At 70.5% G+C, this 11814-nt stretch carries 10 protein-coding genes and 1 pseudogene; 10 read left to right on the top strand and 1 reads right to left on the bottom strand.

Annotation, left to right across the window (positions count from 1 at the left end):
• Positions 1 to 355 precede the first annotated feature (355 nt).
• The 5 genes from VGZ32_RS27805 to VGZ32_RS27785 all read left to right on the top strand — a co-directional run bounded on the left by VGZ32_RS27805 (position 356) and on the right by VGZ32_RS27785 (position 6290).
• Positions 356 to 1729 (top strand): ABC transporter substrate-binding protein, encoded by a 1374-nt coding sequence (locus VGZ32_RS27805; protein WP_326889197.1) that lies wholly within the window; start codon positions 356 to 358, stop codon positions 1727 to 1729.
• A 184-nt stretch (positions 1730 to 1913) separates the two neighbouring features.
• Entirely contained in the window at positions 1914 to 2939 is a 1026-nt protein-coding gene (locus tag VGZ32_RS27800) for a carbohydrate ABC transporter permease (RefSeq protein ID WP_326889196.1), read from the top strand.
• Between the two features lie 6 nt (positions 2940 to 2945).
• Entirely contained in the window at positions 2946 to 3836 is an 891-nt protein-coding gene (locus VGZ32_RS27795) for a carbohydrate ABC transporter permease (protein WP_326889195.1), read from the top strand.
• 325 nt (positions 3837 to 4161) lie between these two features.
• Positions 4162 to 5847: a glycoside hydrolase family 13 protein gene (locus VGZ32_RS27790; protein WP_414642615.1), complete on the top strand. Its 1686-nt coding sequence runs from the start codon at positions 4162 to 4164 to the stop codon at positions 5845 to 5847.
• Between the two features lie 95 nt (positions 5848 to 5942).
• The gene (locus tag VGZ32_RS27785) at positions 5943 to 6290 is read left to right on the top strand and encodes an L-rhamnose mutarotase (RefSeq protein ID WP_326889193.1); all 348 of its coding nucleotides are present in this window, start codon (positions 5943 to 5945) and stop codon (positions 6288 to 6290) included.
• Positions 6291 to 6452: 162 nt separating this feature from the next.
• Here VGZ32_RS27785 and VGZ32_RS27780 read toward each other — a convergent pair whose 3' ends face one another.
• A complete protein-coding gene (locus tag VGZ32_RS27780) occupies positions 6453 to 6827 on the bottom strand; it encodes a hypothetical protein (protein WP_326889192.1) in 375 nt (124 codons plus the stop codon).
• A gap of 186 nt (positions 6828 to 7013) precedes the next feature.
• Here VGZ32_RS27780 and VGZ32_RS27775 point away from each other — a divergent pair, with 186 nt between their 5' ends.
• The 5 genes and pseudogenes from VGZ32_RS27775 to VGZ32_RS27755 all read left to right on the top strand — a co-directional run.
• A complete protein-coding gene (locus VGZ32_RS27775) occupies positions 7014 to 7610 on the top strand; it encodes a hypothetical protein (RefSeq protein ID WP_326889191.1) in 597 nt (198 codons plus the stop codon).
• Positions 7611 to 8070: 460 nt separating this feature from the next.
• Positions 8071 to 8250, top strand: a complete 180-nt coding sequence (locus VGZ32_RS27770; RefSeq protein WP_326889190.1) for a hypothetical protein — start codon at positions 8071 to 8073, stop codon at positions 8248 to 8250.
• Complete coding sequence (locus VGZ32_RS27765; protein ID WP_326889189.1) at positions 8247 to 10472, top strand: putative bifunctional diguanylate cyclase/phosphodiesterase; 2226 nt, start codon at positions 8247 to 8249, stop codon at positions 10470 to 10472. Before VGZ32_RS27770 ends, VGZ32_RS27765 begins: the two co-directional genes overlap by 4 nt.
• 49 nt (positions 10473 to 10521) lie before the next feature.
• On the top strand, positions 10522 to 11319 hold the full coding sequence (locus VGZ32_RS27760) for a thioesterase family protein (RefSeq protein WP_326889188.1): 798 nt from the start codon (positions 10522 to 10524) through the stop codon (positions 11317 to 11319).
• 214 nt (positions 11320 to 11533) lie between these two features.
• Positions 11534 to 11814, top strand: a pseudogene (locus VGZ32_RS27755) (hypothetical protein); the annotation flags it as partial.

The following is an 11814-nucleotide window of genomic DNA, read 5'->3' as shown; positions in this document are numbered from 1 at the left end:
GCGGGGCGGGCGGCTGTCGCCGTCGTCCGAGTTTCGTCCGTTCGCGGTGACGACACCCGGCGTGCACGTTTTTGACCGCGTTGCTCAACGATCGCGCACGTCGGCGCAATGTCTTGAGTTCGCTTTACCGAATTGTTACGTCGATCGGTGGCCTTATCTCACGTGTGTGCCGGGGCGGAATGTCCTGGTTTCGTGCTAATTTCTTGGCCGCCGCATCGAAGTGAGCTGCGATAATGCGAAACTGTCAAAAATTTGCAGCTTCTACACCGACTTCTTGCTATCGCGTGTTCCGCTCTGTACGTTGTGCGCAATCGGCTCCCACGTGTCGTCCCGCACACCCAGGAGGAACCCCCTTATGAGACCTCGCAACGTCGCGACTCTCGTCATAGCCGGGCTCGCGCTCGCCGCCACGGCCTCGTGCAGCAGCTCCGGCAACAGCGGCACCCCCGCCGCCGCGGACACCGGCCCGGTGAAGATCTCGGTGGACTGTGAGCCGCCCACCACGCAGCCGGCCGACCGGGCCAACTGGGTGGCGGATGTGGCCTCGTTCGAGAAGCTGCACCCGAACATCACGATCGAGAGCCAGGACTCGTACCCCTGCGACGACCCGAACACGTTCACCGCGAAGCTGGCCAGCGGCCAGATGGCCGACGTGTTCTACCTCTACTTCACCGACGCGGCCAAGGTGATCGCCTCAGGCCAGGCCGCCGACATCCAGCAGTACGTCAGCACAGTGCCGCACTACACGGACATCCAGTCCGCCGTGCGCGCGGTCTTCCAGCAGAACGGCAACGGCGACGTGTACGGCCTGCCGAAGACGAACTACTCGATGGGCCTGGTCTACAACCGCGACCTGTTCACCCAGGCCGGCCTCGACCCCAACTCGCCGCCGACCACCTGGGCCGAGGTCGCCGCCGACGCCAAGAAGATCACCGCGCTCGGCAACGGCACCGTCGGCTACGGCGACTACAGCGCGGGCAACACCGGCGGCTGGCACTTCACCGCCGAGATCTACTCGCTCGGCGGCACCATGGTCTCCGCTGACGGCAAGTCCGCCGCGTTCAACTCGCCGCAGGGCATCGCCGTGCTCAACAACCTCAAGCAGATGCGCTGGACCGACAACACGATGGGCAGCAAGCAGCTGCTCCAGTACGCCGACCTGCCGACCATGATGGCCTCCGGCAAGCTGGGCATGTACATCGGCGCCCCGGACAACGTCACCACCATCCACGACCAGTTCAAGGGCAGCTTCGCCAACCTCGGCATGGGCCCGATGCCCGGCGACGGCACCAACACCCCCGGCACCCTGGTCGGCGGCGACGGCTACATGTTCAACAAGCACGACAGCGCGGCGCAGATCAAGGCCGGGCTGCTCTGGCTCGAGTACGAGAACCTGACCCCGGGCCAGGGCCAGTTCAACTACCAGCGCGCCGCCGCCGCGGGCCAGCCGGTCGGTCTGCCCCAGCCCGACCTGTGGCTGGGCGCCACCGCCACCGCGGACGCCGCCGCCAAGGCCAAGTACGCCGACCTGCCGACCACGAACTACCAGACGTACATCGCCACCACGCCGCAGCTGAAGGCGAACCTCGAGCCGCCGCAGGCCCAGGCGATCTACAAGGTGCTCGACAACGTGATGTCCGCGGTGCTGACGAACCAGAGCGCCGATCCCGGTTCGCTGCTCTCGCAGGCCACCACGCAGGTGAACAGCATTCTGGCGAACGCCCAGTAGTAGCCGGTTCGCCCGGTACTCAGGCCGGGGGGAGGGGCTGCCCGCCTCCCGGGTGCTCCCACAACGCACCCGGGAGGCGGCGCACCACAGCCCGCCGCACCAGAGCCCCGCCGCCCGCCGCGGCGCGTCCCGTGCACCGTTCACCGCCCGTCGCACGCACGGCGGCCGACCAGAAACGAAGCAGATGTCGACGATCAACGTCCCGCGCGGATCCGACGCGCTGACGCCGGCCCGCGGCAGGCGGGCACGGCCGGGCGGCCCCGCACCCCGCCCCCCGGTGTTCGGCCGGCTGCGCCCCGGCGCGGCGCGGCCCGCGCCGGCCGGCCGCGGCGGACGGATGCAGCGCCGGCTGCGGCAGACCGCCACGGGCTACCTCTTCCTGGCGGGCGCGCTGATCTGCTTCGCGGTCTTCTCCTGGTACCCGATGGTCCGGGAGATCGTGATGAGCTTCCAGAAGACCAACTTCGCCGGGAACACCAGCTGGGTCGGCTTGCGCAACTTCGACCACGTGATGCAGGACCCGGAGTTCTGGACCGCGTGGAAAGACACCGCGCTGTTCGCCGGGCTGGCGCTGATCTTCGGCTACGCCGTCCCGTTCGTCACCGCCATCGTCCTCAACGAGCTGCGGCACGCCAGATCCTACTTCCGGCTGCTGGTCTATCTGCCCGTGATGATGCCTCCGGCGGCCGCGGCGTTCCTGTGGAAGTGGTTCTACGACCCGGGCCCGGGCCTCTTCAACAGCATCCTGCGATTCCTGCACCTGCCGACCTCGCAGTGGCTCGACTCGACGCACACCGCGATGCTCTCCCTGGTGCTGTTCTCCACCTGGATCAACATGGGCAGCGCGACCCTGATCTACCTGGCCGCGCTCCAGGGCATCCCGGGCGACCTGTACGAGGCGGCCGAGATCGACGGGGCCGGCGTGCTGAGCAGGATCTGGCACGTGACCGTCCCGCAGACCAGGCTGATCCTCTCGCTGATGCTGATGCTCCAGATCGTGGCGACCATGCAGGTGTTCCTCGAGCCGTTCCTGCTCACCGGCGGGGGACCACAGGGCTCGACGACCACCGTGGTGTACCTGCTGGTCGAGTACATGCTCAACTTCGGCAACTACGGCAGCGCTGCAGCCCTGGGCCTGATGCTCCTACTGGTGCTCATCGGGTTCTCCGGCGCCTACCTGTGGCTGAGCCGGGACCGGGAAGGGGACTAGCCGCCGATGTCAGCCTTCGACACCCAGACCCGCACGCTGATCTCGCGGGCGCAGCTGAGCCGCCGCGGCGGCCGGATCGCCTACTGGGCCACGGTGTGGATCATGATCCCGCTGTTCGCGCTGGTCTTCCTGTTCCCGCTGTACTGGATGCTGTCCGGCGGGCTCAAGTCCAGCCAGGCGATCATCCAGACCCCGCCGACCCTGTTTCCGAGCACGTTCCAGTTCTCCAACTACACCACCGCCTGGCACGAGATGAACCTCGGCCGGCTGCTGTTCAACACCGTCTACTACGCGGGCGGCGCGCTGCTGCTGCAACTCGTCTTCGACGTCGCGGCGGCCTACTCGCTGTCCAAACTGCGGCCGATCATGGGCAACGCGGTGCTGTTCCTCATGCTCGCCACCCTGATGATCCCCAGCACCGTCCTGATCCTGCCGACCTACCTCACCGCCATCAACCTGCCGCTGCTGCACCTGAACCTCAGCAACAGCGCGTGGGGCATCTGGCTGCCGACGGTCGCCAACGCGTTCAACATCTTCCTGCTCAAGCGCTTCTTCGACTCGATCCCGCGCGACCTGCTGGCCGCGGCGGCGATCGACGGAGCCGGGCCGCTGCGCGCGCTGTGGTCGGTGGTGCTGCCGATGTCCCGGCCGATTCTCGGCGTGGTGTCGATCTTCGCCGTGGTCAACGTGTGGAAGGACTTCCTCTGGCCGCTGCTGATGCTGTCGGACCGGTCGAAGCAGACCGTGAACGTCGGCCTCTACACCCTCAACTCCGGGATGCCGGAGAACGTGCTGATCGCCTCCCTGGCGATCGCCTCGATCCCGACGATCCTGTTCTTCCTGATCTTCCAGCGCAACATCATGGCCGGGCTGACCGCCGGAAGCCTCAAGGGCTGAGGCCGGCAGCGCCGGGTAGCAAAAGTAACAGGCCCAAAAGCCCGCGCGGACCCACACCGCGCGCCCGCCGACAAGGAGCACCGCCACCGTGACCCCGCACGGCTCCCAGCCCCTCCGCCCCGCTCCCGTCCTCACCGGGCGGGACGGAGACCGCCCCGAGCGCCCGACAGGCCCTGTGCAGCCGGGCGGTCCCCAACGAGCGGACCGCCCCCCGCACGCGGACAGCTCCGCGCACTCTGTCACTTCTGCGCCGTGGGCCGGCCCGGCCTCGTCGGAGGGTTCCCCGCGCCCGCTCGCTCCGGAGCAGCCGAGCGCCGCGGCGTACCTGAACGGCGACGCTCTGGCTACCAGTACCGAGCAGCTGCACGGCGGCGTGCTGTGGTGGCGCGACGCCGCCATCTACCAGGTCTACGTGCGCAGCTTCGCCGACAGCGACGGCAACGGGATCGGCGACCTGCGCGGGGTGCGTGACAAGCTCGACTACCTGGCCGGCCTCGGTGTCGACGCGATCTGGCTCAACCCCTGGTATCCGTCGCCGATGGCGGACGCGGGCTACGACATCGCCGACTTCCGCGGCATCGATCCGGTGTTCGGCGACCTGCCGGAGGCCGACGCGCTGATCGCCGACGCGCACGCGCACGGCATCCGCGTCATCATCGACGTGGTGCCGAACCACTGCTCCGACCAGCACCCCTGGTTCCAGGCTGCGCTGGCCGCCGAGCCGCGCTCGCCGGAGTGCTCCCGGTTCTGGTTCAGGCCCGGCCGCGGGCCCGGCGGGGATCAGCCGCCGAACAACTGGGCCTCGATCTTCGGCGGGCCGGCCTGGACCCGGGTCGCCGATCCCGACGGTACCCCCGGCCAGTGGTACCTGCACCTGTTCGCCTCGGAGCAGCCCGACTTCAACTGGGAGAACGACGAGGTGCGCGAGGAGTTCCTCAGCATCCTGCGCTTCTGGCTGGACCGCGGGGTGGACGGGATCCGGATCGACTCGGCCGCGGTGCTGGTCAAGGACCCGTTCCTGGCCGACGCCGATCCCGACGGCCCGGCGCCGGAAGCTCAGCACCCGTACACCGACCGGGACGGCATCCACGAGATCTACCGGGAGTGGCGCGCGGTCGCCGACGGCTACCCCGGCGGCAGGGCACTGATCGGGGAGATCTGGCTGCCGGACCCGCTGCGCTTCGCGGCGTACCTGCGCCCCGACGAGATGCACACCGCGTTCAACTTCGACTTCCTCCAGTGCAGCTGGGACGCCGCCGCACTGCGCCGCACGATCGACACGACCCTCGCCGCGCACGCCCCGGTCGGCGCGGCGGCCACCTGGGTGCTGTCGAACCACGACGTGACCCGGCATGTCACCCGGTACGGCCGCACCGACACCGGTTTCGCGTTCGCCGACCGCGACCGCCGCCACGGCCTGCCGCTGGACCTGGACCTCGGCACCCGCCGGGCGCGCGCGGCGGCGCTGCTCACGATGGCCCTGCCCGGGTCGGTGTACATCTACCAGGGCGAGGAACTGGGCCTGTGGGAGGTGGAGGATCTGCCGGACGCGGCGCGTCAGGACCCGATGTTCCACCGCACCGGCGGCGTCGACCCGGGCCGGGACGGCTGCCGGGTGCCGCTGCCCTGGTCCGGCCACGAGCCGCCGTTCGGGTTCAGCCCCGACGGCTCGCGCGGCGAGCCCTGGCTCCCGCAGCCCGGCGCGTGGAAGGACTACACCGTCGAGGCGGAGAGCGAAGACCCGCACTCCATGCTCGAGCTCTACCGCGCCGCGCTCCACCTGCGCCGGACCGAGCCGGCGCTGCGCTCCGAGCGCGAGTCGCTGGCGTGGCTGCCCGCGGCCGACGGGGTGCTCGCGTTCCGCCGCGGCGACGACGTGGCCTGTGTGGTGAACCTCTCCTCCGCCCCGGTGGAGCTGCCCGCGCACGACGGCGTGCTGCTGGCCAGCGAACCGCTCGAGAACGGACTGCTGCCGAGCGACACGGCGGCGTGGCTGCGGCTGCCCCGATAGCGGGCCCTGGTACCGGCCTCGGGCCGGGTGCCCGAGACCTGCGGCGGCCCTATGCTTCTGGTCGCACTGGCGACGAAGCTGGAAGGGCCCGCACCGTGAGCGACGAGACGCCGACCGGCGTACACAGGATCGGGCAGGTGATCCGGCTGCGGCCGGAGCACGCCGAGGAGTATCTGAAGCTGCACGAAGCGGTGTGGCCCGAAGTGCTCGACATGATCACGGCGTGCAACATCCGGAACTACTCGATCTTCCGGCACGGCGATCTGCTGTTCAGCTACTTCGAGTACGTGGGCCGGGATTTCGACGCCGACATGCGCAAGATGGCCGCCGACCCGGCGACGCAGCGGTGGTGGAAGCTGACGGACCCCTGCCAGCAGCGGCTCGAGGGGACCCCGGATGGGGAGCAGTGGCTGGAGATCCCTGAGGTCTTCCACCACGACTAAGCGGGACCGCTACGGTCGCCGCGAACGCCCCGTCAGGTTCGCTAGCGCGGTGTCCACCAACCCTGACCGGGTGCAGGCACCGCGAACGAAGTGGTCGCCCGGCTTCGTCAACCCGGTGAACGTTAGTGGACACCGCACGAGCGGGCGTTCGCGGCGGGGTGCTCAGCGCTCGCGGAAGCCGCCGAGGAACCGGCGGAAAACGCCGCCCTCCGGCGTCAGCGGCGCGGCCGGGGGCGGCGCGGCGGCCCGCTGCCGGGCGATCGGCTTGTCGTAGTCGGTGCGGGCGATCGCGTCGACCGTCTGCGCCAGGTCGAAGTCTTCGGAGCCCTCGATCGCCGGGACGTAGCCGACCAGCATCCCGTCCTGCATCACCTGCGCTTCGAGGCCGGGGGTGTCGTCGGTGTCCCAGACCGCCTCGCGTCCGTCGGGCAGGCTGACGCGGATGCCGATCTGGTACACGCCCTCCCTGGCCAGGTGGGCGTTCACGCCGCGCTCGCGTAGCGCGTCCACGACCTTCAGCGCGCGGTTCTCATCCATGGGGCTTCTCATTCATCGGTGGTTTCAGGCACTGCGCCGTCCCCGCATGTCCTGTCGGACATAACGCGCGTGATCCGCTTCTGGTTCCCGCACGTCACGCGATCGTGCGGGGTCCGGCCCGGCCGCTTCCCACCCGCGCCGGATATTCGAGTGCGGATTCCGCCGCGGCTTTCTATCGTCGTGGGCATGCAAGTGACGTTCACCAGGACCGGCGAGCGCCGTTACAGCGTGGCGATCGAGCGCGCGGTCGGACCCCGCCTGGCCGCTCGGCAGGGCCCCGGCTTCGACCCGTATCTACCCCACGACCTGGTGCATTTCGTGGTGGAGGCCGAGGCGGGCCTGCGCGGGGCGGTGTTCGGCAGCCTGGCCGCGGGGGAGAGCGGCATCTTCCGGCCCGAGGACGTGACCAAGATCCGCGGAGACCGTCGGCGCGCACGCAAACGCAAGGCGCCTCCCGCGGCTCGGGCGGACATGATGCTCGCCGAGCGGCTGGCGGCGTTGAGCCAGTCGCTTTGGCAGCTGCGCGCGGGCCACCGTTCCGCGCCGCCCGCGTGGTTTGACCAGCTCACCCCGGAGCAGCTCGGCGCACCCCTGCTCGACCGTATCTGCGACCGCCTCGATCGGGTGGCGCCGCGCTGGCACGCCTTGCCGGTCGGCGGAGGCATCACGCTGACCTGGCCGTTCCCGGAGGGTCCGGGCCATTCCGCGCCACCGCGCCGGCGACCGGACAGCACCGCGCGCGGTCGGCGGTGGGCGAACGGGGCGGCGGCGCGACGCAGCTGACGCACATCGGCGCTTGAGGGTCGCGTGCCTTGAGGCGCGGTCGACCATCACACCACTGTCGTGATCGAACGCGCGCTATAGAGAACGCGCTCTCGGAGTTGGCCGAGGCGGCGGCGGAAGATCGCACGGCAGTGACCGTCTTTCTCCCCGCCGCGCGATCTACGGCCGCTATGAAGCCCCGTCAACCCCGAGAGCGCAACAAGCACCGTCACGTAGCGAACCCGTCCGGAAACGGGGTGTGCACCCTACTCCCATACGTAGTTCTACTTCACGATTGGCACAGATGTGCCACCGTGGTATCACTTGTCACGTGCTCGGTGAACCCGCACGTCCGCGCCTCGGGGACGACCGTCGGCGGACGTCGCCGACCGGCGCGCTCCGAACGCTCCATCACGCCCTGAGGCCGGGGCCTTATATCGGCGGCCCTGCTCATCGTATGATCCGTCGGAGTGTCGGTGCGGTGATCACAACTCCGGGGTTACCCGCGCTGACCGGCGAACCCGGGAGAAAGGGCGCCACCGTGCCGTACTGCCCCCACCGGGCCCCCGGCGAGGTCGAGATCGAAGTGCCCGCCACCGCCCGGATGTATGACGCGCGCTGCGACGTCCCGCACCGCCGCGCTGCCGGGCGGCGTCGGTGAGCCCGGGCGCCGGCGGACCGCCGCCCGAAGACCTGCCCGCCGCGTGGGCACGGGTCCTGGCCCAGGCCAGTTCGGTGCCGATGACCGCGGGGCAGGCGCTGGCGTTCGCCTCGACACTGTCCGACTGGGCGGCCGACGCGCACGGCGGCCGCGAGGCGGCGCGCAAGGCCGGCCTGGCGATCGGCACCGCCCTCATCGACACCCACCACACCCACCCCGAATCTCTCGCCTCCTCGATCACGGTGCTTGCCGAGCACCTGCTGCCCGATCTCGACCGCACCTCCGCCACCGCCCTGTGCGCGGGTCTGGCCGCCGGCTACGCCGAGGCGCTGCGCGAACGCACCCGCGGCGAGCAGGAGGCGATCCGCAACGCCGTGCTCACCGCCCACCGCACCAGCGAGGCCCGGTTCCGCGCCGTCTTCCGCAGCGCCCCGCTCGGGATCGGCATCGCCGACGCCGAAGGCCGGATGCTGGAGGTGAACGAGCCGCTGGCCCGCATGATGGGCCAGGACGCACGCTCGGTGCGCGGCGTGGAAGTGCGGGACCTGAGGCTGCCGACGGACCCGCCGGAGTACTGGGAGCAGTACGAGGCGCTTTTGACCGGGCGGCGCCGGCAGATGAGCGGCGAGAAGTACTTCACGCTGCCCGACGGCGAGCTGGTCTGGGTCAAGATGCGCGCCAGCAGCGTGGTCGGCGAGGACGGCAAAGTCGCGCTGCTGATCGGCGTGTTCGAGGACGTGACCGAGCGCAGACAGTTCAACGAGCGGCTACGGCACCAGGCCAACCACGATCCGCTGACCGGCCTTCCCAACCGGGCGCAGCTTCAGGACCGGCTGACCACGCTGTTGGAAGGGCAGGACGGCGCGAAGCCGGTGCCGATCGGTCTGTGCTTCTTGGACATCGACGGTTTCAAGGGCGTCAACGACACCCTTGGGCACGACGCCGGCGACCGGCTGCTGATCGAGATGGCCGAACGGCTGAGGGAGGTCGCCGCCCCGTACGGGCATCTGGTGGCCAGGATGGGCGGGGACGAGTTCGCGATCCTCCTCGGTGACGCTGCGTCAACCACTGACGCTGCATCAGGTGGCGGCGTCGGACAAGGCAACGGCGTTCTGTCCACGAAGGGCGTCGAATCCGACAGCGGCGAAAAGCCGTGCAGCGACACCAGGCTCGCGGCCCGGGTCCTCGAGGCCGTGCGGCGCCCGCTGTGGCTGGAGGGGCGGGAGCTGTCGGTCACCGCGAGCATGGGGATCGCGCGGTGCCCGGTGGCCGGTTCGGCGCCGACCGAGCTGCTGCGTGCCGCCGACATCACGCTGTACTGGGCGAAGTCCGGGGGCCGGGACCGGTGGGCCGTGTTCGACCCCGAGCGCGACGCGCGGGAGGTCGAACGGCACGCCCTCTCGCAGGCCCTGCCGACCGCCCTGGAGCGCGGCGAGCTGTTCGTGGAGTACCAGCCGATCGTCGAGCTCGGCGGTGGCGGGTACGGGCACGAGCGCGCCGTGCGGTCGTTCGAGGCGCTGGTGCGGTGGAACCACCCGGAGCGCGGCCTGCTGGGACCGAGCCAGTTCGTTCCGCTAGCCGAGGAGTCCGGCACGATCGTCGCGCTCGGGCGCTGGGTGCTGCGGCGGGCGACCGCGGAGGCGGCGCTGTGGCCGGCCGGCCCGGACGGCGAAGCGGTGTCGGTCTCGGTGAACGTGGCCGTGCCGCAGGTGCGCGACCCCGGCTTCGTGCACGAGGTGCGCGAAGCGCTGGAGAGCTCTGGGCTCGCGCCGGAGCGGCTGATCCTGGAGATCACCGAGAGCGCCGTGATGGACCCGGGGGAGGGCGGGCTGCCGGCGGTCGACCGGCTGCGGGCGCTGGCCGACCTCGGGGTGCGGATCGCGATCGACGACTTCGGGACCGGCTATTCGAACCTCAATTATCTGCGGCGGCTGCCCGCGCACGCGCTGAAGATCGACTCCTCGTTTGTCAAGGGTCTGCTTCCGGCGTCGGGCGCCGGCCCGGGGGCGCCGTCGGAGGAGCCGATCGTGACCAGCATGATCACTCTCGCGCACGCCTACGGGATGAGCCTGACCGCTGAGGGCGTGGAGACTGAGGCGCAGGCGCGCAAGCTGCTCGAGCTGGGTGCGGACACCGGGCAGGGCTACTACTTCTCGCGGCCGGTGCCGGCGGAGCGGGTGCTCATGCTGATCGCCGGCGGCAGTCCGCAGCACCGAGCCTGACCAGGGCGCGGACGGCGGTCGGCACGACGTTTCGACGGGGAGGTCGGCGATGGGTGGAGCGTTCTACGAGCGCATCGGCGAGGACCGGTACCGCGCGACGCCGCACACGGCCGGGCCGTGGTCGTCGGACGCCCAGCACATGGGCCCGCCCGCCGCGCTGCTGGTGCGCGAGCTCGAGCGGTGCGCGCCGCGGCCGGATGCCGCGCTGGCTCGCTTGGTCTACGAGGTGCTCGGGCCGGTTCCGGTCGGCGAGCTGACAGTGCGGGCAGCGGTCGAACGGCCGGGCCGCGCGGTGGAGCTGCTGTCCGCAGAGCTCTGTGTCGCCGCGGACGGGACCGGTGGCGAGGCGCGACCGGTGGTGCGGGCGCACGCCTGGCGGATCGCCCGGACGGACACGGCGGGCGTGGTCGGCGGCGGACCCGCCGCGCTGGCGCCGCCGGATGCAGCCGAACCGTTGGCGATGCCGTCGGGGTGGGGGCGCGGCTATCTGGACGCGATCGAGTGGCGCGCCTTCGGCGAGGGGTTGAGCGGCACGGGGCGGGCGACGGTGTGGGGGCGTCCGCTGGTCGACGTGGTGGAGGGGGAGCGGAGCACGCCGCTGCAGCGGCTGTGCTCGATCGCCGACTCGGGCAGCGGAGTGTCACACCGACTCGACATCAAGAAGTGGCTATTTATCAATACCGATCTAACGCTGCATCTGTACCGTGAGCCGGCGGGCGACTGGTTCGCGCTCGACGCGGAAACCGTGATCGGGCCGACGGGCGCCGGTGTGGCGATCACCGCGCTGCACGATCTCGGGGGCCCGGTCGGCGTCGGCACGCAGAGTCTGCTGGTGCGCCCCCGATAGCCGGGGCGCCGCCGAACCCGGCGATCCTGTGTTTCCGTTTCCCCGTTGCGTCAGCGCCTGTCGATATCAGCGCCTCACCGTGTCGGCAACCCTCGTTCGGCGACAGAAGGGCGCTTGAGCGCTGCTAAAGGGTTTACAGGCGGGCGGTAGTCGTGCAAGTGTCGTCCCGGGAAAGCTCGGATGACGTCGCCGCAGCAGCGAGAGGGAGAGCGCCGTGCCGGGTACTTTGGCGTCGCTGTGGTTGCTGCGCACCGCCGGGCCGATTCGCTTGCGGTTGCGCCACGAGGCCGACGGAGTGCAGCCCCAGCCGGCGGTCGAGTGCGCGTGCGGGGAGCAGCGCGACTGGCTGATCGTCGTCGACGGCCCCCGCATAACCCTGGTCTGCCGCTGCGGACGGCGGCAGGAGCTGCCGGGGGTCGCCCTCGAGGACATCGTCGCCCTGGTCGTGGCCGAACCCTTGCAGCCGCAATGGTGCGATCTCGGTGACGCGCTGCG

Origin of the sequence: Actinocrinis sp. (assembly GCF_035938995.1) — a bacterium.
GTDB lineage: Bacteria > Actinomycetota > Actinomycetes > Streptomycetales > Catenulisporaceae > DASZGI01.
This window is presented reverse-complemented; position numbering and strand designations above follow the sequence as displayed.